At 67.1% G+C, this 25,187-nt stretch carries 26 protein-coding genes and 3 pseudogenes; 17 read left to right on the plus strand and 12 right to left on the minus strand.

The features are described 5' to 3' along the window. Positions 1 to 276 precede the first annotated feature (276 nt). Together V1460_RS17885 and V1460_RS17890 are read right to left on the minus strand one after the other, a co-directional pair. A complete protein-coding gene (locus V1460_RS17885; RefSeq protein ID WP_338674663.1) occupies positions 277 to 564 on the minus strand; it encodes a transposase in 288 nt (95 codons plus the stop codon). Between the two features lie 158 nt (positions 565 to 722). Then, positions 723 to 1,709 carry an alpha/beta hydrolase gene (locus tag V1460_RS17890; RefSeq protein ID WP_338674664.1) on the minus strand — a complete coding sequence of 329 codons (987 nt, stop codon included), beginning with the start codon at positions 1,707 to 1,709 and terminating at the stop codon, positions 723 to 725. Between the two features lie 143 nt (positions 1,710 to 1,852). On the opposite strand from V1460_RS17890, the gene V1460_RS17895 reads away from it, so the two are divergent. After that, positions 1,853 to 2,464, plus strand: a complete 612-nt coding sequence (locus V1460_RS17895) for a helix-turn-helix domain-containing protein (protein ID WP_338678084.1) — start codon at positions 1,853 to 1,855, stop codon at positions 2,462 to 2,464. Positions 2,465 to 2,615: 151 nt separating this feature from the next. Here V1460_RS17895 and V1460_RS17900 read toward each other — a convergent pair whose 3' ends face one another. From V1460_RS17900 to V1460_RS17920, 5 genes and pseudogenes are all read right to left on the minus strand, one after another. Next, a complete protein-coding gene (locus tag V1460_RS17900) occupies positions 2,616 to 2,909 on the minus strand; it encodes a hypothetical protein (protein WP_338674665.1) in 294 nt (97 codons plus the stop codon). Between the two features lie 93 nt (positions 2,910 to 3,002). Further along, positions 3,003 to 3,542: pseudogene (locus V1460_RS17905) on the minus strand (IS630 family transposase); the annotation flags it as partial. A gap of 416 nt (positions 3,543 to 3,958) precedes the next feature. Next, positions 3,959 to 5,383 (minus strand): IS1380 family transposase, encoded by a 1,425-nt coding sequence (locus tag V1460_RS17910; protein WP_338672180.1) that lies wholly within the window; start codon positions 5,381 to 5,383, stop codon positions 3,959 to 3,961. 75 nt (positions 5,384 to 5,458) lie between these two features. Further along, complete coding sequence (gene ltrA, locus V1460_RS17915) at positions 5,459 to 6,607, minus strand: group II intron reverse transcriptase/maturase (RefSeq protein WP_338674666.1); 1,149 nt, start codon at positions 6,605 to 6,607, stop codon at positions 5,459 to 5,461. Between the two features lie 555 nt (positions 6,608 to 7,162). After that, complete coding sequence (locus V1460_RS17920; protein ID WP_338674667.1) at positions 7,163 to 7,729, minus strand: IS630 family transposase; 567 nt, start codon at positions 7,727 to 7,729, stop codon at positions 7,163 to 7,165. Positions 7,730 to 7,868: 139 nt separating this feature from the next. On the opposite strand from V1460_RS17920, the gene V1460_RS17925 reads away from it, so the two are divergent. The 3 genes from V1460_RS17925 to V1460_RS17935 all read left to right on the plus strand — a co-directional run bounded on the left by V1460_RS17925 (position 7,869) and on the right by V1460_RS17935 (position 10,795). Beyond that, entirely contained in the window at positions 7,869 to 9,392 is a 1,524-nt protein-coding gene (locus V1460_RS17925; RefSeq protein WP_338674668.1) for a transposase, read from the plus strand. Further along, a protein-coding gene (locus tag V1460_RS17930; protein WP_338678085.1) for an IS3 family transposase occupies positions 9,274 to 10,499 on the plus strand; the annotation gives its coding sequence in 2 pieces (ribosomal slippage) (positions 9,274 to 9,586 and positions 9,586 to 10,499; 1,227 coding nt in all). The genes V1460_RS17925 and V1460_RS17930 overlap by 119 nt, the downstream gene beginning before the upstream one ends. 44 nt (positions 10,500 to 10,543) lie before the next feature. After that, positions 10,544 to 10,795, plus strand: coding sequence for a transposase (locus V1460_RS17935; RefSeq protein WP_338678086.1), 252 nt, complete (start codon positions 10,544 to 10,546; stop codon positions 10,793 to 10,795). A gap of 325 nt (positions 10,796 to 11,120) precedes the next feature. Here V1460_RS17935 and V1460_RS17940 read toward each other — a convergent pair whose 3' ends face one another. Next, positions 11,121 to 12,407, minus strand: coding sequence for an ATP-grasp domain-containing protein (locus tag V1460_RS17940; protein ID WP_338674669.1), 1,287 nt, complete (start codon positions 12,405 to 12,407; stop codon positions 11,121 to 11,123). A gap of 95 nt (positions 12,408 to 12,502) precedes the next feature. Next, positions 12,503 to 13,276: a GNAT family N-acetyltransferase gene (locus V1460_RS17945; RefSeq protein WP_338674670.1), complete on the minus strand. Its 774-nt coding sequence runs from the start codon at positions 13,274 to 13,276 to the stop codon at positions 12,503 to 12,505. Positions 13,277 to 13,647: 371 nt separating this feature from the next. On the opposite strand from V1460_RS17945, the gene V1460_RS17950 reads away from it, so the two are divergent. Continuing rightward, positions 13,648 to 13,785 carry a hypothetical protein gene (locus V1460_RS17950; RefSeq protein ID WP_338674671.1) on the plus strand — a complete coding sequence of 46 codons (138 nt, stop codon included), beginning with the start codon at positions 13,648 to 13,650 and terminating at the stop codon, positions 13,783 to 13,785. Between the two features lie 104 nt (positions 13,786 to 13,889). Here the strand turns inward: V1460_RS17950 and V1460_RS17955 are convergent, their stop codons facing one another. Further along, entirely contained in the window at positions 13,890 to 14,297 is a 408-nt protein-coding gene (locus V1460_RS17955) for a phosphohydrolase (protein ID WP_338674672.1), read from the minus strand. 993 nt (positions 14,298 to 15,290) lie between these two features. Here V1460_RS17955 and ltrA (V1460_RS17960) point away from each other — a divergent pair. From ltrA (V1460_RS17960) to V1460_RS17980, 5 genes are all read left to right on the plus strand, one after another. Further along, positions 15,291 to 17,075 (plus strand): group II intron reverse transcriptase/maturase, encoded by a 1,785-nt coding sequence (ltrA, locus tag V1460_RS17960; protein WP_338674673.1) that lies wholly within the window; start codon positions 15,291 to 15,293, stop codon positions 17,073 to 17,075. A 79-nt stretch (positions 17,076 to 17,154) separates the two neighbouring features. Further along, the gene (locus V1460_RS17965) at positions 17,155 to 17,949 is read left to right on the plus strand and encodes an IS5 family transposase (protein ID WP_338674674.1); all 795 of its coding nucleotides are present in this window, start codon (positions 17,155 to 17,157) and stop codon (positions 17,947 to 17,949) included. Continuing rightward, positions 17,946 to 18,344: a hypothetical protein gene (locus V1460_RS17970; RefSeq protein WP_338674675.1), complete on the plus strand. Its 399-nt coding sequence runs from the start codon at positions 17,946 to 17,948 to the stop codon at positions 18,342 to 18,344. The genes V1460_RS17965 and V1460_RS17970 overlap by 4 nt, the downstream gene beginning before the upstream one ends. A 203-nt stretch (positions 18,345 to 18,547) precedes the next feature. Continuing rightward, on the plus strand, positions 18,548 to 19,129 hold the full coding sequence (locus V1460_RS17975; protein WP_338673860.1) for a transposase domain-containing protein: 582 nt from the start codon (positions 18,548 to 18,550) through the stop codon (positions 19,127 to 19,129). Continuing rightward, positions 19,095 to 19,955: a transposase gene (locus V1460_RS17980; RefSeq protein ID WP_338678087.1), complete on the plus strand. Its 861-nt coding sequence runs from the start codon at positions 19,095 to 19,097 to the stop codon at positions 19,953 to 19,955. Before V1460_RS17975 ends, V1460_RS17980 begins: the two co-directional genes overlap by 35 nt. Here the strand turns inward: V1460_RS17980 and V1460_RS17985 are convergent. Both V1460_RS17985 and V1460_RS17990 read right to left on the minus strand, forming a co-directional pair. Continuing rightward, positions 19,944 to 20,108 (minus strand): hypothetical protein, encoded by a 165-nt coding sequence (locus V1460_RS17985; protein WP_338674676.1) that lies wholly within the window; start codon positions 20,106 to 20,108, stop codon positions 19,944 to 19,946. The two genes, V1460_RS17980 and V1460_RS17985, sit on opposite strands and share 12 nt — an antisense overlap. Continuing rightward, a complete protein-coding gene (locus tag V1460_RS17990) occupies positions 20,105 to 20,995 on the minus strand; it encodes a LysR family transcriptional regulator (RefSeq protein ID WP_338674677.1) in 891 nt (296 codons plus the stop codon). The genes V1460_RS17985 and V1460_RS17990 overlap by 4 nt, the downstream gene beginning before the upstream one ends. Before the next feature lie 237 nt (positions 20,996 to 21,232). Here V1460_RS17990 and V1460_RS17995 point away from each other — a divergent pair, with 237 nt between their 5' ends. From V1460_RS17995 to V1460_RS18025, 7 genes and pseudogenes are all read left to right on the plus strand, one after another. Next, positions 21,233 to 21,559: a transposase gene (locus V1460_RS17995; protein WP_338674678.1), complete on the plus strand. Its 327-nt coding sequence runs from the start codon at positions 21,233 to 21,235 to the stop codon at positions 21,557 to 21,559. Positions 21,560 to 21,564: 5 nt separating this feature from the next. After that, positions 21,565 to 22,323, plus strand: coding sequence for an IS3 family transposase (locus tag V1460_RS18000; RefSeq protein WP_338677997.1), 759 nt, complete (start codon positions 21,565 to 21,567; stop codon positions 22,321 to 22,323). 200 nt (positions 22,324 to 22,523) lie between these two features. Further along, on the plus strand, positions 22,524 to 23,594 hold the full coding sequence (locus V1460_RS18005; RefSeq protein ID WP_338674679.1) for an IS110 family transposase: 1,071 nt from the start codon (positions 22,524 to 22,526) through the stop codon (positions 23,592 to 23,594). Beyond that, positions 23,593 to 23,832: pseudogene (locus V1460_RS18010) on the plus strand (integrase core domain-containing protein); the annotation flags it as partial. The gene V1460_RS18005 and the pseudogene V1460_RS18010, both read left to right, overlap by 2 nt. A gap of 179 nt (positions 23,833 to 24,011) precedes the next feature. Beyond that, positions 24,012 to 24,137 (plus strand): hypothetical protein, encoded by a 126-nt coding sequence (locus tag V1460_RS18015; RefSeq protein ID WP_338674680.1) that lies wholly within the window; start codon positions 24,012 to 24,014, stop codon positions 24,135 to 24,137. A gap of 158 nt (positions 24,138 to 24,295) precedes the next feature. Continuing rightward, positions 24,296 to 24,429, plus strand: a pseudogene (locus tag V1460_RS18020) (IS5/IS1182 family transposase); the annotation flags it as partial. 143 nt (positions 24,430 to 24,572) lie between these two features. Next, positions 24,573 to 25,166, plus strand: coding sequence for a TetR/AcrR family transcriptional regulator (locus V1460_RS18025; RefSeq protein WP_338674681.1), 594 nt, complete (start codon positions 24,573 to 24,575; stop codon positions 25,164 to 25,166). Positions 25,167 to 25,187: the final 21 nt, after the last annotated feature.

Raw genomic sequence — 25,187 nt, forward strand, 5'->3', positions numbered from 1 at the left:
ATGCGGTGGTGGCGTTGCCAGTCCAGTGGCCAGGGCAGTCGAGCGGTGCGCTCGGCATCCGGAGACAGCCGTGCGCACAAGGTGGACTTCGCGGACCGAGGGAAGAACGACTCTGCGGCGGCATTATCAGCGGAGGTGCCGACCGTTCCCATGGATCGGAGGATCCTGGCCTGACGAGCGCTGCGTCGGTGGCCTTCTTCGCTGCCCGCGCCGGCGCGGTCTTCAGCCATCGGTAGAACCCGGACCGGGACAGGTTCAGCACGGTGCGCAGCCGCTTCACGCCAAAGGCGTCGCGACGGTCGGCATCGAACCCGAAGCAGCCCACCAGTTCGTCTCGCCCTCAAAACACTTGGCCGCCCGGCGCAGGATGTCACGTTCCATCTCGAGATCGCGGACCTGCTTGCGCAAGCCCGCGATCTCCGCGTCCTTTGTGGACTCCGCGAGTGCCTCAGGACGCTCAGCCTTCTCCGCGGTCTTGATCCACTGCTGCAGTGTCTCGTGGCTCACACCGGGTTCGGCGGCGATGCGCGAGACGGGTCGGCCCGACGAACGGACCAGAGTCACGCGTCGGCCCGGAACTCCGCCGAGTACTTGCAGGTCCCCACTCGGGACTCCTTTCCCTGAATTCAAGATCCAGTGTAGGGGTGTCCACGATCAAGGTGGATGGCCCGTGCCCGGGCCGAGCTGTTCGTGTACACAAGCCTCGGCCAGGCCCGCCTGTTTCAGATCTGAATGGTGGCGAGCCAGTCGGTCAGCAGGCTGTTGACCTCGTCGGGGCGTTCCTGCTGGATCCAGTGGCCGCAGCCTTCCAGGAGGTGGGAGGCCGACAGGCGGGGGAGGGTAGTGGGGTAGGCGTCGATGGCGTCGGACATCCAGGTGGTGGAGGCGTCGAGGGTGCCGCCGATGAACAGGGACGGCTGCTTGATCGGGGCTCTGCGGTGGGGTGCGAGGTCTTCCCAGTCGCGGTCCATGGTGCGGTAGCGGTTGAGGGCGCCGGTCAGGCCGGTGCGCTCGAACTCTCCGGCGTAGATGTCGAGGTCGTCCTCGCTCAGCCATGCCGGGAGCGGGCCGGTGGGGAAACGGTCGCGCAGCCGGCCGCCGTGGGCGACGAAGTGCGGGGCGGGCTCGCCCTGGGCGGGCATTGTGTCGGCGGACAGGGCGGCATAGAAGCCCGCGAGCCAGCCTCGCACGTCAGGCTCGATCTCGGCCTCGGCGCGGCCGGGCTCCTGGAAGTAGGAGACGTAGAACTCCTGCTCGGGGCCTCCGATCTGGCCGAAGATGTCGGTGGGGCGGGGGCCGCCGGGCGGCGTGTACGGGACGCTCAGCAGGGCGACGGCCCGGAAGACCTCGGGGTGGAGCAGGGCGGAGGTGGCGGCGATGTTGGAGCCCCAGTCGTGGCCGACGACCACCGCGTTCTCCTCGCCGAGGGCGTGCACGAGGGCGACGTTGTCCTCCACCAGGTCCAGCATCCGGTAGGCATCGGTTGGGGCGGGCTTGGAGGAGCGGCCGTAGCCGCGCACGTCGAGCGCCACCGCCCGGTAGCCGGCCTCGGCGAGGGCCGGGAGCTGGCGGCGCCAGGAGTACCAGGACTCGGGGAAGCCGTGCACGAGCAGGACCAGCGGGCCGGTGCCCTGCTCGACCAGGTGCAGGCGCCCGGCAGGGGCCTCGACGGTGCGGTGGCGGAGTGCGGCGGACGTCTCGGGCTGCATGGGGCCTTCTCTCGGTTCGCGGGTGGACGCAGGTACGCATCGATCATGCGGCGCAGCAACCGTCCACCGCGATTACCGTTGCCACTCTGGCAAACTTGCAGGACAGGACGGTGGAGCGGCACGTCCGGAAGGGGGCCGAGCGGGTGGCAGGCGACGACGTGGCCGACACGCTGGCGTCGATGGGTTCCCGGCTGCGGGCCGCACGCGAACACCGCGGCTCCACGCTCACCGGCGTCAGCTGCGCGACCGGCATCTCCCCGAGCACGCTGTCGCGGATCGAGACCAGCCGACGCAAGCCCACCCTGGAAGTGGTGTTGCAGTTGGCGAAGGAGTACGGCCTCTCACTGGACGAGCTGGCCGGCACCGCACCCGCTCCTGCGGCCGAGCCCCGTGCCTCCGCGCTCCAGCGTTTCGGCGATGACAAGGCGGTGCTGCCGCTGACCCGGTACGTCGGGGGCCTGCACGCCCACAAACACGTCCTACCTCCCGTCCAGGAGCCGCCCGCGCGGCCCCGGCAGGTCTCCCACGACGGCTGGGAATGGCTGTGCGTCCTGTACGGGCGGCTGTGGCTCGCACTCGGCGACCAGGACCTCGTCCTGAGTGCCGGAGACGTCGCGGAGTTCGACACCCGAAATCCCCACGGGGTCGCGAACGCCGGCCCCGGCGGCCCGGTCGAGTACCTGATCATGTTCGGGCCGCAGGGAGAGCGCCTGCGACCGCGCACCCCGCCCGCCCCGGCCACAGGGCCCCGGTAGCAAGCAGCGAACGAACGGCCTGACGTCCCGGATACGCCCAGGATGTCGGGCCTCTTCCTCGTCGTCCTCAGCGGCGTCGGGGTCGCGTAAGGGACGCAGGCCCTGGCCGGGGTCGCTGGCGTGGCCTTCGCGAATGCCTACGGGCAGTGGATCACCACGCGCGGCGCGAGATCGTCACCGACCGCCTGGCGGCGGCGAGCGCCGCTCCCAGGGCCGGGTGCCGGGCGACCAGGGCGTGGGCCCAGCGATCTCCGTACGACTCCATGCGCAGCACCTGCTCCATGGCCTGACCGCCGCGCCAGCCCGGCCCGGCGAGCTTGGTGGCGCCCGATACGCCGTAGGACATCGTGGCCTGTAGGGCGATGTGGCGCAGGGCCGCGTCCGTGATCCGCCGACTGTTCGGGAAGAGCCGGGGGCCACCAGGCGGTGGCTTCCTCCGAGTCAAACCTCCGCCCTGCCGCCCGCAGCCGTCGAGGCGGAGTCCCCGACAGAGACGGCGGAGACTCCAGTCGCTCGTTCGGATTATCAACCCGAGTAGCTAGTGTTCTGAGTCAGGAATTCTGTTCAGATATCTGCCGAGGCGTTCGAGGATCTCGTCTGCGGTCTTCGTCCAGATGTAGGGCTTGGGGTCGGTGTTCCACGCGGCGATCCAGTCGCGGATGTCCTTCTCCAGTGCGGGGACGGATTTGTGGACGCCTCGCCGTATCTGCTTGTTGGTGAGTTCGGCGAACCATCGCTCGACGAGGTTCAGCCAGGACGCCCCGGTGGGGGTGAAGTGCAGGTGGAAGCGGGGGTGTGCCAGCAGCCACTTCTTGATGTCCGGCGTCTTGTGGGTGGCGTAGTTGTCGCAGATCAGATGGATGTCCAGCCCGATGGGCACCTGCTTGTCGAGCTTGATCAGGAACTTCTTGAACTCCTCGGCGCGGTGACGGCGGTGGAGGGATCCGATCACCTTGCCGGTGGCCACATCGAGTGCGGCGAACAGGGTGGTGGTGCCGGCGCGAACGTAGTCGTGGGTGGCGCGCTCCGGCACTCCGGGCATCATCGGCAGTACCGGCTGGGACCGGTCCAGGGCCTGGGTGAGTCGGCGGCGGGGATTTCACCCGCCGCCGCTCTCAGAACCGTGCGTAAACCTCTCGGCTTACACGGCTCCCATCGTCCAGTCGTGCACGGTTACGGCGTGACGAGCTTCCAGTGGGCAAAGAGTCCTGGGAACCGTCGCGCGTGACGGCCCAGCGCCTCTCGCGCCCGCGCTCGCTTGTGCCGGAACCGCTTGTACTTGCGGACGAGCCACCGCACCAGATAGTCGTTGATGCGGTTGACCTCGATCTGTCAGCGGTGATCGCTGCCGGGTAGCGTCTTCGGCTCGCCCTGTTTGTCCCGCGTATTGGCGGGTGGGGCCGTCGCGTGTCGCTGCGGCTGCGCCGGGTTCCACGGTCCCGGTGGTGGTGCCGGTCTCTCCTTCCTGGTCTTCGTCGGGGCGGGGTCCGCGCGTCAGGTGACGGCGGAAAGCTCGGTCAGACGCCGCCAGGCCGTGGCGAATGCCCTGGCCCAGGGCCAGTCGGCAGGGAGGCGGAGGTGCCGGCGGCGGGCGTGGTGGGCGAGGCGGGCGGGCAGGTGGTAGATCCGAAAGCGCATGGTGTCGGGTTCGGCGTCGGCGAGGCCGTCCTGGTCGTGGAGGGCCAGGAGACGGAGCCAGGCGTCGAGGTCGGCCGCGAGGTTCGCGGTCAGCATCCAACTCGTGTTGTTCTGCCAGGATTTCGAGGGCAGGTTGTGCAAGCCCATGGCCTTGTTCGTGCGCACGCGGTCTTCGACCACGGCATGGTGGCGGTGCACGGCGTCCAGCCACTGGATCTGGTGGGAGCCGACGACCCGGGTCATCTTGTTGATGTTCGTGGCGATGACCGAGTACTTCCAGCCGGTCTTCTTCTCGAAGTCGGTCAGGTTCGCCAGGTGGCGGCTGGAGGGTCTGACCCGGCGGACGATCAGCCGCAGGCCCCGGCTCCAGCCCTCGCGTCCGTTCAGTCCGCTCAACTCGGCGACGAAGTAGCCCTCCTGGACGCTGCCGTCCTGGTTGAGGGATGCCTCCCACGCTGCCTCGGGCAGTTTCGCGATGGCCTGCTCGTCGGCCTCGGTGATGGTCCAGCCGGTGGTGAAGCGGACCGTGCGCCGACGCGTGTTCAAGCCGAGGAGATGTTCGTGCAGGCCGTGGGTCGCGCCGGCCCCGTCGACCCGCACGAGGATCTTCGCGCGCGAGGAGCCCGGGATCTGGGCGAGCGCATCGGCGAGCACCGCCTTGTGGTCGGCGACCGTGTTCGAGCCCGCGTTGCCGCTCCGCAGCAGCATCGCCAGACACTCGCCGGTGTTCGCGCACCACGCGGCCAGAGGATGAAACCCGAAGCTCTTCTTCCAGGTCGCCGCCGCGCCCTCTTTCTTCGAGGCGGCCGTGATGATCGTTGCGTCCATATCGACGATCACCCAGTGGTGCAGGCGTTTCCCGGCGATGGTCAGCCAGGGAAATCCGCCGGGCCGCAGCGCCAGCCACGACCACACCGTACGGCGGATCCGCGCCCGGGCCCGGTTGATCGCCGCGATCCGGTCGGCGTCACACAGGTTCAGGGTGCGGTGCACCGTGGAGTCCGAGACGCCCGGGCCCATCACCCGCTCATGGTGCCAGGCGAGCTGTCCGGCCTCGGCCACACTGCGGGCGCCGAGCGCGATCGATATCGCCAGGTGGACGAGGACCACTGCCCGGTCCCGCCAGCCCGGACCGCCGGTCGGGAACACCCCGGACAGGGCCCCGGTCAGCCCCGACCGGTCCGCAAGGCGCCGCAGCAACACCACCCCGGCATGCCCGACCAAACCTTTCCCGTCAGCCCTCACGACCAGGCCCCGGTCCCACCCTGTACGCTCGCTCACCAGAAAGGTGTCCTGACTCCTGCACCCGATGCTTCCTCGACAGTCGCATCCTCGCAGTTCAGGGCACCTTTTCTGCTACCGGGCCGTCAGATCATCGAATTCCGCTGACTGTTCAGGGTTGAGGCTGGAACGCAACGCGGTCGGATGGAACCGGCCGAAGTAGTTGATCCAGCCCCGCACGACCGGGTTGATCTCCCGGGCGAGCTGCTCCAGGGTCGTGTCACTGCGCAAGTGCAGCCGCCAACGGCGGATCTGCACCCGGATCAGCTTGGCGGCCTCGTCACTGACCCCCGGATTGAAGCCGAAGAAGTATTCCCCGCGCTTCGTCCGGAGCCTGCGCACGCGAAACCCGTACCCCAGGAACGTGAACGAGGTGTGCTCAGCTGAGCCACGCCTGTTCCTGTCCTTGCAGTACACAATGCGGGTCTTCTGGGGATGCAGCTCCAGACCCCCGCATTCGGCCAGCCGCTCGGCGATGGCCTGACGCACCCGATGCGCCTGGACCTCGTTGCGGCAGTGGACCACCACGTCATCGCAGTACCGCTCGAACTGGATGCCCGGGTGCTCCCGGGCCATCCAGGCATCGAACGCGTAGTGCATGAACAGGTTGGACAACACGGGTGAGACCGCTGAGCCCTGCGGGCTGCCGCGGTCCCGGGCGAGCAGGCTGCCGTCCGGCCGCTGGAGCGGGGCCTTCAGCCACCGCTCCACATACAGCAGGACCCACCGCTGGTCGGTGTGGTGGGCGACCGCCTTGAGGACGAGATCATGATCGAGGTTGTCGAAGAAGCCCCGGATGTCCATATCGATCACCCAGTCCGTTCTCCAGCACCGTTCCCGGCACGCCTCGACCGCGTCCAGTGCGCTACGCCGGGGTCGATAGCCATAGGAATCCGGGTGGAACACAGGCTCCACCAGCGGCTCCAGCACCATCGCCACCACCGTCTGCGCGATTCTGTCCGCGACCGTCGGCACGCCGAGGACCCTGACCCCGCGTCCTCCCGGCTTGTCGATCTCCACCATCCGTACCGGCGGCGGGAAGTAGCAGCCCGATGACATGCGATTCCACAGCTTGTAGAGGTTGCCCCGCAGGTCAGCCTCGAACTGCTCGATCGACTCGCCGTCGACGCCCGCCGCGCCCTTGTTGGCCTTGACCCTCAAGTACGCCTCGAGCACCAGGTGTTTCGAGATCTCGAACGACTTCGATCCGCTCGTCTGGTTCATCCCGGGCACTCCGGTTGGCCACCAAGCAGATCCGGACGATCCGTCCCCTTCGCTCCGCCCGCATTACCGGGCCTCATCGCTACTACGAGACGGTCCGCCCCCGTGCCCCGCATCGGTACTCGACTCCTCGCGGTTTTGTCCGCTTGGGGTTCTCCCTCTCGCCTCCGGCCCAACGGGCCGGCGGCAGTATCGGGGCGACAGGTTCCCACGTTCCATGCAAGAGCCCGGGCCAGACTCGCGCCGCCTCCATGCCGGACGCCATCCGGGCAGTCAGCAGGCTCCCCCCGGACTTGTCCCAGAGCCCAGATCATGCCCCGGTTTCGACGCCACTGAGAAAATTTACGACACGTCATCAGCGGTTCGCTCACGCTCGCCTTTCTGACCCATACCTGACGCGATCGCTGTCGCGCCTTTTGCCGCAGCGCTCACCACCCCGGCACTTAACCGGCGCAGCCTGCGGTGGTTTGGGATCTCCCCCTGCAGGGCGACCCCGGAGGACCTACCTCCATCTCTCACACAGCACCGCTTCCAGAAGCAGCTACCTCAACGCCTCCTTCAGCGTTCGTGGCACACGATCTGCGACTTCTCGTCCACCGCCAGGACCAGGGCGTTCTCTGGCGGGGACAGGTAGATGCCGACCACGTCACGGACCTTGGTCACGAACTGCGGGTCGGTGGACAGCTTCCAGGTCTGCACGATGTGCGGCTTGAGGCCGAACGCCCGCCAGATCCGGGAGACCGCCGACTGCGACATGCCTGCAGCCTGGGCCATCGACCGCGTCGACCAGTGCGAATCCCCCGATGGAGGCGCCTGGTCGAGGGTGCGGGCGACCAGGGATTCGACCTGCTCGTCGGTGATCCTGCGCGGGGCTCCGGAACACGGAGCATCGACCAGCCCCTCAAGACGGTCGGCGGCGAACCGGGACCGCCACTTGCGCACTGTCTCCCGCGAGATGCCGAGCTCCTGCGCGACCTGCGCGTTCGGGCGGCCCTCGGCGCACGCCAGCACGATCTTCGCGCGCAGCACCAGAGCCTGCCCCGCGGTCCGCTTACGCAACCAGCCTCGCAGTACGCGGCGTTCGCGCTCGGACAACTCCAACGACAACGGCTTCGGGCCCGGCATCCCCCAACCCTACAACCACCAATGAACTACCGACTCAGGACACTAGGTGACTGGTGTTAATCGTGTGAGCTCGCGCTGGGTCTTCGTCCTGTGTCAGGCTGCGGGGTGTTGGTCGCTGGGTGTGGGGAGAGGTTGAGCGATGGCAGTGGGCCGGACTCCGATGCAGCCGGGGTTGCTCTCCTCCACAGTGGGTTTCTGCGAGGGTCGGCTGGCGCCGAACTCGATCTACGCGGTGCTGCACCGCGAGTGCCGGGCGTTGTTCCCCGATGAGATGTTCGCCGATCTGTTCGCCGAGGACGGCCGCAGGTCGGTGCCGCCGATGATCGTGGCGGTCGTGATGGTCCTGCAGCGTCTGGAGGGTTTGTCCGATCGCGAGGCGGTCGAGCGGTTCGCGTTCGATGTGCGCTGGAAGTACGCCGCCGGCGGGCTGGACTTCGACCATCCGGGGTTCGTGCACACCGTGCTGGTCGACATGCGGGCGAGGCTTGCCGCTTCCGCCCGGCCGAACCGGATCTTCGAGCGGACGGTAGAGGTTGCTGCACAGGCCGGACTGGTCGGCCGCAGGAGGGTGCTGGACTCGGCACCGATCTATGACGCGGTGGCCACGCAGGACACCATCACGCTGATCCGTTCGGCCATCCGCGGCCTGCTGCGGGCGGCCGATCACGTGCTGCGGGCCGAGCTGCGGGCGGTGATCTCCAGCGGGGACGCCTACACCAGCACGGACAAGCCGGTCATCGACTGGACGGACGCGGCCGAGCGGGAAGCCCTCATCGATTCGCGGGCCCGTGACGGGTTCGCGCTGCTGACCGTGCTGGACGGCCGGGCCGTGCCCGGGGATGTGGGCCAGGCCGCGCGGTTGCTGGCCACCGTGCTGGGCCAGGACCTGGAGCAGGACGGGGGCGTCTTCAAGATCGCCCGCAAGGTGGCCGCGGACCGGGTCATCTCCACGGTTGATCCCGAGGCCCGGCACGGCCACAAGACCGTCCGCCGGTCCTTCGACGGTTACAAGGGTCATGTGGCCGAGGAACCCGACAGCGAGGTCATCACCGCGACCGAGGTCACGGCGGGCAACGCCGGCGATGCCGAGCCCGCCGCCGACCTGCTCGCCGACGTTCTCCAACCACCTGCCGCCGAGCAGGCAGACCAGGCGCGGGCCGAAGTCTACGGCGACGCCGCTTACGGGACCGGGCCGCTGCTGGCCGAGCTGGACGACGCGGGCGCCCGGGTGATGGTCAAGGTGCAGGCGGCCAACGCGCCCGGTGGGCGGTTCTCCAAGGACGCCTTCACCATCGATCTGGAGGCAGGGCAGGTCACCTGCCCGAACCAGGTGACCGCCGCGATCCGCCCGAAGTCTGATGGCGGTGGGACGGCCTGCTTCAAGACCGCCTGCGCCGCCTGCCCCCTTGCGGCGCAGTGCACTACCGCCAGGAACGGACGCGTCATCACCATCGGCCCTCACGAAGAAGGGACCTGTCCCCGAGTGGTGGACACCTCTGAGCCCGGCCCCGCCAGGGGCCGGGTAGGAGGCATCTTTTATGGTGATGAAGGTCTACTCGCCCGAGTTCAAGGCGGACGCTGTCGCGCTGTACCTGTCGGACCCGAGCCACACCTTCGAGGGCATCGGCAAAGATCTGGGGATCAGCCGCGAGACGCTGCGTAACTGGGTGCGGGCCGAACGGGCCCGCCGCGGCGGGGGCAGCACGACGAGCACGGAGAAGAGCACGGTGGATTCCCCGCCGACGGCCGAGGAGCTTCAGGCCGAGAACGAGGCCCTGCGCCGGGAGCTGGCGGCAGCCCGCAAGGAGATGCAGAAACTCGCCACCGAACGGGACATTCTCCGCAAGGCGACGAAGTTTTTCGCACAAGAGATGACCTGGTGACCAGCCGCTTCCAGTTCATCGAGGACCACCACCGCGCCTGGAGCGTGAAGCGGTTGTGTCACGTGCTGGAGGTCGCCCGCTCCAGCTTCTACAAGTGGCGGGCGGGCCGCCAGGCCCGTGCCGCGCGTGAGCGGGCCGATACCGCGCTCGCGATGCGGATCAGGGCCGTGCACACCGAATGGGACGGCACCTACGGCCGCCCCCGCATCACCGCCGAGCTCCGAGACGAAGGCGAGCCGGTGAACCACAAGCGCGTCGGACGGGTCATGCGGAAGTTCGGCATCGCCGGGCTGCGGCTGCGCAAGCGGCAGGTCACCACGGTGCCCGAGCCGTCCGCCACCCGAGTGCCGGACCTGCTGGGGCGTGACTTCACCGCGAGTGCGCCGAACACCAAGTACGTCGGGGACATCACCTACCTGCCGGTGGGCGACGGCGAGTTCCTGTATCTGGCGACGGTGATCGACTGCTTCTCACGCCGCCTGGTGGGCTGGTCGCTCGCCGACCACATGCGCACCTCGCTCGTCACCGACGCACTCCGGGCCGCCGAAGCGACCCGCGGCAGCCTGGCCGGCGCCGTCTTCCACAGCGATCACGGAGCCCAGTACACGTCCCGCGAATTCGCCCATTTCTGCACAGAGTTGGGAGTGCGGCAGTCCATGGGCGCGATCGGTACGAGCGCGGACAACGCACTCGCCGAGTCGTTCAACGCCGCCCTCAAACGCGAGACGCTCCGTGGCGCCCGCCGCTTCGACGGAGCCCACGACTGCCGCCTGACGGTCTTCCGCTGGACCACCCGCTACAACACCCGGCGACGGCACTCGGCGAACGAACAAAAGGCACCGAACGTCTACGAACAGCAGTCAGCTACCCTGACACTCGCTGCATAACAACACGAACAGGTGTCCACTCCGCGGGGTCAAGGCCCGAACACCTGGCCCGGGGCCGGGCTCGCAGTGCGGACCCCGTCTGGCTGGCCGCCTACCGGGCCACCCGCCCCAAGGTCGAACGCAAGATCGCCCACCTGATGCGGCGGCGACACGGCGGACGCCGCGCCCGGGTGCGGGGCCGGGCCAAGATCGCCGCCGACTTCTCCTTGCTGGCCGCCGCCGTCAACGTCGCGCGGCTCGGCGTGCTCGGAATCATGTCCACAGGCAGTGACAAGTGGGCGGTCGCCGCCGGCTGACCGTCCCGAGGGCGCCCTGGACCATGCAAACGACCCGCACGCGGCCGTGCCAAGCCCTCAACAGCCCCCACGACGGCCACGAACCACCCACACGCCGCCCGACCACCAGCCAGCAACCACGACCCTGACACCCCCAACGGCGACACCGCACGCCCAGGACGACCCGCTTAACACCAGTCACCTAGGGCCTCCCGGCGCTGCTCGGTCAGATTCGCATCCCCGAGCTACCGAGAGGCCCTGTCTTCATGCGCGCACAACGGGAAGATCACCCCGGCGGGAAACCTGTTCGATGATCGGTTGAGATCCGGCTTCTCACCCACCACCGTCAACGATTCTTTGAGCGGAAGTTCTCGAACCACGGGTCCTCATCAAGTCCGTCGGCACTGAAGAGTGTGGCGATCCCCGACGCGATCGCAGTGACGGCCAGGGTGAGTTCTTCCTCTTCACCGGCGCGCAGGACGACGTTCGCGACCCGGTATCCGCTGGCCCTACGTGGCGCCCCGTGCTCGGCGACCTCGTCTACCTGGATGACACAGGGGTACCGTTCCAGCTGGTCACGTGAAACAGCTGAGTGCACGGTTCCCGTCCTTTCCCCGAAGGCCGGGAACAGTCCCATGGCATACCCCTGAGTCGCTCCGTCGGCGAGTGGGGGGATCTCAGGCTCCTGCGCCAGTGCCAGGTTCATTGCGATCGTGAGGAGGTTCGGCCCCCCAAGAACCCCGAGCAACCTGGGCAGATGGCCGCCGACGCGCCCATTCACCTCGATGAGATCGACTGCATCCGGCAGGAGTTTGACCTCGGTGTGGGTAACGCACCACCGCACACGGAGTGCGTCGAGTACCTTCCGAACGTAATCGAGGACGCGCATTCGAACGATGTGCGGCAGCATCGTCGGGGTCAGATCGCCGGTGACGCTGACGGCGTCGGACGCATCCGGCCCGGTGTGCCGATGGACGGAGACGGGCGCCTTGTCGAAGATCGCGACTGGAACATGGTCGTCTTGGGTGCTGGCCATCTCGACGGAGACGTAGTCCGCGAGCCACTCTGTTCGCGGATGCTCGAATGGGGGAAGTCTGCTTTCCAGAAGCAGGTCGGACCACTTGGTGCGGTGCCCTAGTTGGTAGTCGGCGTCGGATTCGCTGTCCACGAACGCGATACCCGAGCCGCCCACGCCACGTCGTGGCTTCAGGACGGCAGGCAGGTGAACCCTGTCCAGTGCCTCGGCGAACGTCTGCGGGGAGTCGACGGACACCGCCGTGACCTTCGTCAGCCCGACAGCAGCAAGGCGCGTCCGCTGGGTGAGCTTGTCCCATGGACCTGGCCCCGTCGAGAGGCCCGGTAGCCGGAGAGCCGACGCCACGGCGGCAACGTTTTGCACCTCCCAGTCGTGGAAGGTGGTAACGCCCTCTACCTCCGCCTCCCTGACGCATTCGATGAGTTTAGGGAGATCAAAGATGCGGACCGGGAACAGTGCCTCCGCCTCTCGGACCAGTGCGGAATCCTCCGTTACGACCGATCGGTCGAAGAACATCACAGGTTGGCAGACATCCCTAGCTGCCTGTTCGATCTCGGCGAGCTCGGCGGAGCCACCACCTCTGTGCAGTACCGCCACGCGGACCGGTGTGTCTCTTCGGCCGTGCATGCGAACCACTCCTTTGAAGCTGGGGTGAGTGGCGTGAATTTCCCGCCGCTTGACCTACGAGCTGGTCAACCGGCCTCGAGGCTTGTCGTGCCGTAAATTCCCGAGAGCCGCACCGTTGGTGGTGTGCCGTTGTACATCCGTACCGTGCGGCCACGAGGCTTCAAGCCGAGCTGCTCCATGGTCGCCTTGGCCAATGGGTTGGATTCGGGCGCATCGATTGCGACCGCGCGGTTCGGAGCCATCGTAGCCAGGCTTCGCAACAAGACCGAAGCAATCTCGGACGAGTCAGCGTAAAGTGGGCCGACCCGTGAGCATGTTCCGTGAGAGGGTCGAGATGTCCCGAATCCGACAATGCGGCCCTCATGGAGGGCAGCGAGACTCTGCACACCGGGCATGTCAATCCATTCAGCCAGGAAGGCATTCCGCGTGACCGGGAAATATTCTCGATCATACGCAGCCACTACGTCGAAAGGGAGTGCTGTGGCGGCGACCAATTCGACACTCGTGAGTGTAATTCTCGCAGGCTGCGGAATCCCGGAGAACTGAACGTTCCACCAAAAGGGACGCAGGCCCAGACGCATGTATGCCTCCTGCTGTTCGGGCACAGCGTCCAGGCCGAACAGTCGTCCTTCCAGCCTGGCAACAGCGGCTCGCCACATTCGTCTGCCGTAGCCCCTGCCCCGAAGATCAGCCCGGGTGATGTACAGGCCAATGAAACCGAAATCCTCCCCGTGCCGAATGGCCAGGACCGACGCGGCCGGCACCCCGTCGAGGCATCCGAGGAGGAGCGCTTCGGGATCAGCGGCCGCATAGGCGGACACATCTGTGTCGCCGAGCATCCATCCCTCGCGTGCAGCCCACGCTTCGACTACGCATCTTTTGTCGGCGCTCACGCTGGATATTTCGAGCGGCGGTTCACCCTCCCTTTCCGTTCCGACGGCACGCATGGAACTCGCTGACGCCGTGACTCTCCGGTGAAGTGGCCTGTGATGCATGGCAGAGAAACCAATCGGTCGTGTACGTGGAAGAGCGAGTGGCCTAATGGAGCTGGTATTCCCCGACCGACCGGAGGGTCGCAGCAGACGCGCAGCAGCACGATCGTGGAGATTTTGGTGCATGCTCCTCAACCTTCACGGTTTCCATAATACGGACCACAGGATAAGGAAGCGAAACCGGTCGATCGCCCCCACTGAAGCTGGACGGCCTGGCTGTGCTGCATGCCGTAGCCCCGGACGACCTGCCGGTACGGGTGATCATCCTCTTCGCGCACACCGAGGACGCCGTGGTGTTCCGCGCCGTCGGGGAGGGTACGGCCGGGCTATCTTGCCAAGGACGCCACGCGGCGTGAGATCGTCGACGCCGTGATGAAGGTCTCCCGAGGTGGGACAGCGCTTCCGCCTGACCTCACCCGCGTTCCGCTCCAGGCTGGCACCCAGGGTGGCGGCGAAGTCCTCAGGTGTGGATCGGAAAGGACGCCTGGAACGCCAGGCGTTCGTCGGCCTCGTCGCCGATGCGGGAGAGGACCTCGTCGAGCGCGAGGAACTCCTCCCACACCCGCCGGCCGGTGGCCTCGGCCAGCCACACCACGACGAGGTCCTTCAGGTCGGGAACGCGCTTGTTCTTCCAGATCTTGTCGGCGAGGCTCACTAGGAGGTCCTCCAGAACGACGTCCGATCGCGTCCACGACGCGTGAGTCGCGGCGAAGCGGGCGAGCTCTGGGCTGATGCCGCGTTCGAGTAGCAGAGCCCGCTTGGTCTCCTCATGCGCCGACCCGGGCCCGGAGAGCTCGGCCAGATGCACCGTCTTGCCTATGTCGTGCGTCGCAGCCCCGAACAGCGCCGCCTCCCGGTCGATCGCCACGGCGGGATAGCGTTCCTCTACCCAGTCGACCAGCTGATGCGCGACGTCGTGGACGGCGCGTAGGTGGGCCGCTAGCCGAGGCGGACCGCCCAGCACGGACAGAAGCGCTGCGACACGATTGGCAGCGGGAGCAGGGCCAGGTCGACGGTGCCACTCAAGGCTCTCAGTGGACGTTAAGTCCGATCTTCCTCGGTTCGTGATCGCTCGATCGTGGTACTGATCGCCATGCCGGACACCTGCTGGGCATGTTCATGCTGAGATGCGGGTCATGGAGAGAAAGCCGTACCCCAGCGACTTATCGGACGAGCAGTGGGCGTTGATCCGTGCGACACGAAGTCGCGCATTACGAGTGAACTCGCAGATTGGAGGCCGGTTATAGACCGGATGCGAAGTTCCTGATCAGTGTTCGAGATCAGTCCCCGCCCTGGCGTGCGCTCGCAGGTCCTGCCTGTGAGGGTGCGAAGCCCAGGGAAGAAGCTCAAGGGCCCCCGCTCCGTCTGGGGGAGCAACCGGGCGAGGGGAAGGCCGGACGGGCGAACGCAAGTGAACCCCCGATGATGCCTCGTTAGCCCAAGCCTTGGGAGACGGGACGAGGACCAGGGTGCAGGGCCTGGCCGCTGGAGGAGGCGGCGAGCGGCGGCTGGTGACGATCTACCGGCCGTGGGAACACCGCTGGCCCCGGGGTGTAGGGGGCGCCCACCCCGGCCGTATCTCGTATGCGCGGAACGTGGAAACCCCGTCGGGGTCCGAGCCCTTCGGCTCGGTAGGCCGATCGTAAGAGGGGCGGAACCCCTCGGCGGGACAGGAAGCCCAAGAAGCGGATGCCGGCGGCCGAAAGGCAGCGGGACTCGGGACATGTGGCCGCCCCTCCAGGCGGCTGTCACGGGGAACCGGCCGGATGCCGGTCCTGGCGACCGGTTCCGAAAGGGAGCTGACGTGGGCTGGTGAGCCTTTGAAATCCGAGGCCGAGGGCCTCCCGAACCGAGGGACAAGTTGGACACCACGGTGAACGGACCCAAGGACGCTTCCGACTGGGAGGACGTCGCGTGGCGTCACCACGAGGACAACGTAGCGAGGCTGCGGCAGAGGATCTTCAAGGCGACGCGGGAACAGGACTGGGCTGTGGTCCGGTCCTTGCAGAAGTTGATGCTGAGGTCATGGTCGAACACGCTGATCAGCGTGCGGCAGGTGACCCAGCGCAACGCGGGGCGTCGGACGGCCGGGATCGACGGGGAGACTGCCCTGTCACCCGAGGCCAGGATGAATGTGGCGGTGCGTGTGCACCGCACGCGCTCGTCCTGGAATCCGCTGCCGGTCCGGCGCGTGTACATTCCGAAAGCCAATGGAAAGCAAAGGCCGCTTGGTATCCCCGTGATTATGGACCGGTGCCATCAGGCGCGTGTCCGCAACGCGTTGGAGCCCGAGTGGGAAGCGCGGTTCGAGCCGAGATCCTACGGGTTTCGACCGGGCCGCAGTTGCGCGGACGCCATCGGCGCTCTCTTTTCCGCGCTGAATGGCTCCCGGGCCAGGAGGCTATGGATTCTGGACGCCGACTTGTCCGCCGCGTTCGACAGGATCGGCCACGAACCACTGCTGGAAGCAATCGGGTCATTCCCCGCCAGGGAAATGATTCGGGGATGGCTGAAATCGGGAGTGGTCGAGAACGGCCTGCTCACGCCGACCGAAGAGGGTTCCCCTCAAGGCGGTGTGATCAGTCCGTTGCTGATGAACGTCGCGCTCCATGGGCTGGAGGAAGCTGGCGGAGTCCGTTACCTGACAACTGGCCGTAGTGCCGGGGAGACGGTGCGAGGGGCTCCGGTACTGGTGCGATACGCCGACGACATGGTCGCCTGCTGCCATTCCCGGCAGCAGGCCGAGCAGGTCAAGGCGCAGCTTGCGGAGTGGCTGGCACCCAGGGGCCTGACCTTCAACGAGGAGAAGACGCGCATTGTGCGTCTCTCCGAAGGTTTCGACTTCCTGGGGTTCACTCTCCGCCGTTTTCACGACTCCAAGCTGATCATCACGCCGAGCAAGAAGGCGGTCATGCGGTTACGGAAGAGGCTCACGGACGAGATGCGGAACCTTCGTGGATCGAACGTGGTGGCGGTCATCGCCAAGCTCAACCCGATTATTCGTGGATGGGCGGCCTACTACCGCGGGGTGGTGTCCAGCCGGATCTTCTCGAGTCTGGACTCTCACGTATGGCGGCTCACCTACAAGTGGGCCAGACGCTCGCACCCCAACAAGCCGAAGAAGTGGATCGTGCGCCGCTACTACGGCAAATTCAACAAGTTCAGGAACGACTACTGGGTGTTCGGCGATCGTAGCTGTATCAGCGAAAGCGGCGGCACTTATCACGTGGTCAAGTTCTCCTGGACGAATATCGTCCGGCACCAACTGGTCACTGGCAGGGCATCACCTGACGATCCCGACCTACGTGATTACTGGGCCAAAAGGCGGAGGAAGGTCAAACCCCCGCTGGACAACTACAACCTGAACCTGCTCGCCAGGCAGGAAGGCCGATGTCCACTCTGCGGGGACTACATCCTCACCACCCATCAGCCACCGCAATCCCCGCACGAATGGGAGCGCTGGTGGCTGAACACCGTCCGCCGAGCGGTAGCCGCCAGCTACCTCACTCACCACGGGCGGCATGGCGCGCCGGACGGACCGCAGACACGTCTCGTACACGCCTCCTGCCAACGCAGCCTTCGGGCCAGAACGCGCAGGAGGACCGCAGTTTTTGCATCACCGCGAACGCCCTTGGGGCTTGCTTGAGCCGTGTGCTTGGAAAGCGGGCACGCACGGTTCTGAGGGGGCGGGGACGCAGCAATGCGTCCCCGCTACCCGACAGCCGATGATCACGGCGTGGAAGCAGGACCGGGTGACCCGGTCGGCGACCGGTGATCCCGGGGCCTGCGACCTGCGGGAAGTCGTGAACGCGATCTTCTACCAGAACCGGACGGGCTGCCAGTGGCGCTACCTGCCCCACGACCTGCCGGCCTGGTCGGCGGTGTTCTACTACTTCACGCTGTGGCGCCAGGACGGCCTCGACCAGCGCATCCAGGAACTCCTGCGCTGCCAGGTGAGGGAGAGAGCCCGCCGATTAGAGGACCCGTCCCTCGTGATCATCGACACCCAGTCTGTCCGCGCGGCCGCCGGTGTCCCGAAAACCACGACGGGACTGGACGCGCACAAGAAGGTGTCGGGCCGCAAGCGGGGACTGGCCGTCGACGTCCTGGGGCTGGTCATCGGCGTCGTCGTGCTTGCCGCATCCGCCCACGACAACGCCGCCGGCACCGCCCTGCTCGACCAGGCTGCCGAGCGGTGCGGCAACCGCCTGGAGAAGGCCCTGGTGGACCAGGGCTTCAAGGACGAGGTCCTCATCCACGGCGCCCTGGCTGGCATCGACGTCGAGATCGCCCGCCGCAACCCCGCTGACCAGGGAAAAGGCTTCATCCCGCAACCGAAAAGGTGGATCGTGGAGCAGGTCAACGGCACGTTGATGCTGCACCGCCGCCTCGCCCGTGAGTACGACCACCGGCCCGACACCTCCGCCTCACGCGTCTACTGGGCCTCGATCGCGAACATGACCCGCCGCCTCACCACACCGTCTCCGGCCTGGCGCGACACCCTCGGGCTGGCCGCGTGAACGTCATCGAGCTCCTGGCCGGCCTCCAGGCCCAGCACGACGAGACCACCGCCCGGGCCGGTGAACTACGCAACCAGATCCAGCACTTGACCGCCGCCCTGGCCGAGACCGAAGCGCGACTCGCGGACCTGGCCACCACCGCCAAGGTCATCGCCGAACTCGCACCCGCTGGAGGCGACCCCGATCCGCCCGAGACGAACACCGCCTACCAGGCCATCGTGAACGCCTTCAACCAGCACCCCGGCCAGGTCTTCCGAGCCCGTGAGCTGCACGAACTCCTCGGCATGCCCACCGACGAGGCATCCGTCAACATCACCCGCAGCCGCCTCGGACGCCCCACCCGCCAAGGCTTCCTCACACAGCCCGGACGAGGCCGCTACCAGAAACGGACTTAACGCCCACTCAAGAAGGAGGGGTCAGTTGTGACCGCGTCAGGGTACTGACCGAGGCCGTCGATTGTGTCCGATAGAGGAACCTCAACGACAACACCGTTGCGTTTGGTCTTTGAGTTGTACGTCAAGTCCTGCTGAACAGCGCAACGGGACCACCTGATAGATCAACGATCGGCGAAGAGAGTCGATCAAGGTCAGGGGTCCCGTTGCAGGAGAAGTCTGTCATCACGTCCACGATCGAGACAGCCCGGGGTGTGTTCGCGCCGGGTCATCTGGGGGAGTTGACCCAGATAGTGGACTTCGCGCTGGTGGACGCGGTGCTGGAGGAGACCGGCCGGCGCGAGAAGCGCCTGCGGCTGCTGCCTTCTCGGGTGGTGGTGTACTTCGTGCTCGCTCTCGCGCTGTTCGAACACCGCTCGTACCGCACGGTGTGGTCCAAGCTGACCGCCGCGCTGACCCCGCTTGCCCTGGTGTGTCCTGTGGTCTCCTCGCTGACGCGGGCCAGGCGCAGGGTGGGGGCCGCGCCTCTGCGGCGTCTGTTCGAGACGCTTGCCGGGCCCGTCGCCCGCCCTGGGCAGGAGGGGTCCTTCTGGCGGGGCCTGCGCACGGTGGCCGTCGACGGGACCCTGCTGCACACCCCCGACGACGAGACGCTTACCTGGCGCTACCCCAAACGGGCCGGGGAGGGTCTGGAGTTCGGCTATCCGCTCCTGCGGGCTGCTGGCCCTGGTCGAGTGCGGCACCCGCGCGCTCATAGCCGCCGCTTTCGGACCGGAGTCCGAGGGTGAACTCCCCTATGCCAAACGGCTTCTGTCCTCCCTGGACCAGACGATGCTCCTGCTGGCCGACACGGCCTTCGATGGCAACGAGTTCCTTGATGCCGTCCATCAGAGCGGGGCGCGGTTCCTGGTGCGCTCCGGGGCCCGCCGCGTCCCCACCCCCGCCGGGCACCTGGGCGACGGCTCCTATATCGCCCGCATCGGCTACGGCGTCCTGCCGGTGCTGCTGCCGGTGCGCGTGATCGAGGCAACCGTCACCGTCACCCTGGCCGATGGCACCGTCCGCACCGAGCAGTGGCGGCTGATCACCAATCTGCTGGACCCCGTCCGTTTCCCGGCCGCCGAGCTCGTTGATCTATATCACCGCAGGTGGCAGGCGGAAACCACGTATTTCTCGATCAAAGCCACGATGCTCGACGGCCGCGTCTTGCGCTCCCGCAGCACCGACGGCCTCGACCAGGAGGTCTACGCCCTGCTCACCGCCTACCAGGCCCTGATCCGCGCCAGCGACGACGCCCTGACCGGACGGCCGGAAGTACCCAGGGAACGGATCAGTTTCATCGTCCTGCTGGCCGCCGCAACCAACACCGTCACCGCCGGCCATGGAATCTTCCCCGGCACCCCCATCGACCTGGTCGGCACGATCGGCCACGCCGCCCTGAGCGACCTCCTGCCCGCCCACCGACGGCAACGAGTGAAGGCCCGCACCCGCAAGAACCCCACCAGCAAGTACGGACCGAACGCCGGACAGCACCCCCAGAAGGCCCAGAACTACACCGTCCACACCACCGTCGCGTTCTTCGCCCACGGCCTCAACAGCCGCTCACGGCGCTAACGCAACGGTGTTGACTTCATCCTCGGCCTTCACTTTCGGATGGAGGCGTAGTTGCTCGGCAATGCTCTCGGCACGCGCGGCGGTCTGGTCGTGCACGCGCCCCGGCAGGTCGGCGCCGTTCCAGGGGTGCGGCTCTGGTGGCCGCTCGGTCATCGCGTTGCTGCCGTCAGGGCTGTGGCGAGGACTGCGAGGGGGCCGTCCGACGTGTTGCTGTGGAGGACCTCGGTGCGGTGCACCAATCGTGGTGCGCAGATGGGGACCGGGCTGAGGCCGGGCATGCCGTCGATCGCGTGCGTGGGGAGCAGCGCGAGTCCGTGTCCTGCGGCGGCGAGGGCGAGAAGCCCGCGTATGTCGGTTCCTTCGTAGCGCAGGGACGCGCGATAGCCGTTGGTTCCGCTCGCAGTGCGCAACTGTGCGAGAGGGACTGCGGTGTCGGGTGCGTCGATCCATCGGGCGTCGGCGAGGTCGGCCAGGTCAAGGTTGGCCCGGTCGGCAAGCGGGTGCTGAGCGGGCAGCGCGACGGCCAGCGGTCCCTCGGTGACGGCCATCGTGGTGAGCGGGCCGATGTCGGGGAGGTGGAGCGGGTCGTTGGGGGCGGCCATGCCGTCGATCAGGCCGAGGTCCAGGGTGCCGGTCGCGAGTTCGTGGGTGACGGCTTCGCGGCCAAGCACCCGCAGTGCCACCTCCAGGAGGGGCTGCGTCCGGCGGATGCCGGCGAGAGGGAGGGTGAGCCGTGACGTCATGGCCAGCGGTGAGACACCGAGGGTGATGCGCGCGGCTGGTGCCGCAGTCAGACGCGCGATGTCCGCGCGGGCGGCGTCCAGTCGCAGCAGCAGCGGCCCGGCGTGCTCCAGTAGGCGGATGCCTGCGACCGTCGGAGAGACCGGACGCCGTTGCAGCAGGAGTGTTCCGAGGTCGTTCTCGAGCGCGGCGATGTGCTGGGACACGGCCGACTGGGTGTAGCCGAGCTCACGAGCCGCCTCGGAGAAGGAACCGCAGCGCGCCACGGCCACGAAGGTGCGGAGGAGGTGCGGATCCATGCCCATCAGTATTGCTTATCGAACCATGAATCTCAATCGTTGGTGCTGAACTCGATGACTGGGGCAGGATGTGCGCATGCCTCAACCCGGGAACTTCTGGACAGCCCGTCTCGCCCTGGTGGGCGACCGCTCGCCCGGCGTGCGAGCCCACGCCCGTATCCCTGAACTCCTCGACGCACTGGTCCAGTGAACCGCCCCGTGTCAGGTAGAGACTCGATTCCGTGAAAGGATTGAGTCATGGCACGACCCTCCCGTTACCCGCTTGAGCTGCGCCGTCGCGCGGTGCGCATGGTCGCCGAGGTGCGCGACGACTACCCGAACGAGACGGCCGCCCTGCAGGCGGTGGCGGACAAGCTCGACATCGGTTCCCGCGAGACGTTGCGGAACTGGGTGAAGCAGTACGAGATCGACGCGGGGACGCGGCCGGGGACGACGACGGAGGAATCCGCCCAGCTCAAGGCGTTGAAGAAGGAGAGCGCCGAGCTGAAGCGGGCGAACGAGATCCTGAAGGCCGCGGCGAGTTTCTTCGCGGCCGAGCTCGACCGGCCACACACGCGCTCGTAGCGTTCATCGACGAGTACCGGGACCGCTTCGGCGGCGTCGAGCCGATCTGCAGAACGCTCACCGCACACGACTGCCAGATCGCCCCTTCCACGTACTACGCCCACAAGAAACGCCTCGAAACTCCCTCTGCCCGTTCCGTGCGCGACGAGGAGCTCAAGGAGAGGATCCAGGAGGTCTACACGTCCAACTACCGTGTCTACGGGGCCCGGAAGATCTGGCGCGAGCTGAACCGGCAGGGACATGCGGCGGCCCGCTGCACCGTCGAGCGCCTGATGCGCGAGCTCGGCATCCAGGGCGCGGTGCGCGGCAAACGCGTCATCACCACGATCCCCGGCGGACAGGCCGAGCGGGCCCCGGACCTGGTCGACCGCGACTTCGTCGCCGGCGCCCCGAACCGCTGCTGGGTAGCCGACTTCACGCACGTGAAGACCTTCGCCGGCGTCGTCTACGTCGCGTTCGTCGTGGACACCTCCTCGCGCCGGATCGTGGGCTGGTCGGCCGCCACGGTGAAGGAGACGGTGTTCGTCCTGGACGCCCTGGAGATGGCGATCTGGCAGCGCGACCGCGACCAACACCCCGTCCAGCCAGGGGAGTTGATACATCATTCGGACGCCGGGTCGCAGTACACGAGCTTCCGCCTCGCCGAACACCTGGACGCCGCCGGCATCGCGGCGAGCATCGGATCCGTCGGTGACGCCTACGACTGTCAGTCTTCTCGCACCGGATCCCGCAAGGATCGGGTAGCCCCGGCCGAGGTGGTCTGACTCTTGCTTGCGACTGACCCCGCGGGTGTCCTGGCGTTGATCTGTCGACCGCCTGGCCGGGCACGCAGCAAGCGCTGCCGCCGGACGGACGTGACCTGATAAGAGCCTGGAGCCGACTCATCAAAAGCGTCCCCGTGACAGTCCTGTCCGTCCGACCGGCGACAGCGTGATCTCCCACGCTACCGACCGGAAGGAACATCGTGCAGGCCATCGAGCAGCCCAGGTCCGAGCATGTCGTGATCGGCGTCGACACGCACAAGCACGTCCACGTCGCGGCGGTGATGGACACGATCGGCGGGATCCTGGCCACCTTGACCATCTCAACCGACACGGGCGGTTTCCAACAATTGCACGACTGGGCAGCCTCGTTCGGCAGAATCCTGGCGTTCGGCATCGAGGGCACCGGCTCCTACGGCGCCACACTGACATCGTTTCTCCGCAGGAGTGGCCACAAGGTGGTCGAGGCCGGCCGCCCGGACCGGCGGCTCCGGCGCATGAACGGCAAGTCCGACACCCTGGACGCCGAGAACGCCGCCCGCGCCGTGCTCGCCGGGTTCGCGACCGCCACACCAAAGAGCGCCGACGGCGAAGCAGAGATGATCCGCAGGCTCAAGGTCGCACACGACCAGGCTGTCGAACAGCGCGCCGCGGCCATGGTCACGATGAAGGCGATGCTGGTCCACGCCCCCGACTCCCTGCGCCGGGAGACCGCGGGAAAGACACAGGTAGCCCTGGCACGGCAGCTGGCAGCCCTGCGTCCTCGCCGCCTGGAAGGACCCGAAGACGCACTGCGCCACACACTGCGCACGCTCGCCAAGCGATGGCAGTACCTGGACGCCGAGGCCAAAGAGCTGACGAAGATGATCGGCGACCTGGTCCAGCGAGCCGCCCCGCAGCTTCTCGAACCGTTCGGCATCGGAGTGGACACCGCCGCGGAAATCCTCGTCGTCGCCGGCGACAACCCCGAGCGGATCAAGTCCGAGGCCGCTCTCGCCAAGCTTGCGGGCATCGCGCCCGTGCCCACCGGCTCCGGCATGACCAGCGGCAGGCACCGCATCAACCACGGCGGCCACCGACAGCTGAACGCAGCGATCTACCGAACCGTCATCGTCCGGATGCAATACCACCAGCCCACGATCGCCTACGTCGCCCGCCGCACCACCGAAGGCAAGACCAAACGCGAGATCATCCGCTGCCTCAAGCGCTACGTCATACGCGAGGTCTACCACCTGCTCCGACCTGCTCCACAGACACCCAATACAGCCAGTTGACAGCTATAGGAGCGTCAACGCCCTGATGGAGTCCACGATCGGCCTGTTCAAAACCGAGCTGATCAAGCCCCAGCGCCCCTGGAGGACGCTCTCCCAGGTCGAGCTGGCCACCGCCGAGTGGATCGACTGGTACAACCACCGCCGACTCCACGGTGAGATAGGGCACATCCCGCCCGTCGAATACGAAGCCAACTACTACACCGAACTCAAGAAACCCCAGGTCATCACCACGATCTGAGATCTCTACCGAACCCGGGGCGGTTCAGCAGCGACGAGACCGGGTTCGCAGAGATTGGCTTTGTTGAGTTCACCGAACCCGCCAGGACCGACCACTCGGAAGAGATCGACCACCTCACCGACGTCATCGAGACCTCGACAGCGCTTCTGGCGATGTTGCTGAACCATCAGGAGCTGACCATGAAGAGCATGGAGCAGGGGCGCTTCGCTGAGCTCGTACGGCAGCGCCACCGCGCCACCGCGCAGGAGGTCTTCGACGCGGCTGGCTGGCAGCTGCGCTCAGCGTCCGATTCCGAGGACGAGTAGGCAGGCGCGGGAAGGAGGCACGACCCCAGACCACTCACGCAGTAGTCACTGGAGAGCCGGATGACCGGGAAACGGTCATGTCCGGTTCGGCGGGAGGCCGCGCGGAACAGGACTCGCCCTGATGGCGAGCACTTCGCCGCGCGGCCGACCCAACCGCGTGGCTGATGCATTGCGCCGACTGGCCCGGGACTACGAGACGTTGCCGGCCACCAGCGAGGCGATGATCCGGTGGTCGATGGTCACGCGGATGAGCCGTCGCCCGGCACGGCCACAGGCCGCCGGCCGGCACTGAAGGCCCCCGACGCCTCCAGGGGGAGCCACCCGCGCTCCGCCAGGCGCCTGGCAAGCTCAGACGAGTACGCGGACACCCGTCAGATCGCGCGCCCGGCCGTGGACCGCTAGACGACTGGTCTACTCTGATGCTACGGTTCTTGCATGCCAGTCGCCACGCGCACCACGGACACCCGTCGGATCATCCTCGACACGGCCCAGCGGATCATGGCCCGCAAGGGTTACTCGGCTGTCGGTATCAATGAGGTGCTCGCGGAGGCCGGCGTACCGAAGGGGTCCTTCTATCACTACTTCACCTCGAAGGACGCCTTCGGTGAAGCGATCCTGAAGAGCTACTTCGCGGACTACCTCACGGACATGGACGGTATTCTCGCCCGCTCCGGCCAGTCGTCGGCCGAGCGGCTGACGGCCTACTGGCAGCAGTGGCGGGAAACGCAGAGCATCGAGGACTGCCAGGGCAAGTGCCTGGCCGTGAAACTCGGCGCCGAGGTCGCGGACTTGTCCGAGTCGATGCGCCTGGCCCTGAAGGAAGGCACGAGCGCCATCGTCGACCGTATCGAGCGGACGATCGTCAGCGGTCTGGAGGACGGCTCTCTCTCGGTCGACGGTGAAGCCCACCAGGTCGCACAGGCCCTGTACGACATGTGGCTCGGCGCCAGCATCATGGCCAAGATCCACCGTAGTCTGGCCCCGCTCGACACCGCCGCAGCGGCAACCCGCAGGCTTCTGCACCTGTAGAAGGCCCGCGTCTCATGCCCG

The sequence above is a fragment of the Streptomyces sp. SCSIO 30461 genome, from assembly GCF_037023745.1.
Taxonomy (GTDB): Bacteria; Actinomycetota; Actinomycetes; order Streptomycetales; family Streptomycetaceae; genus Streptomyces.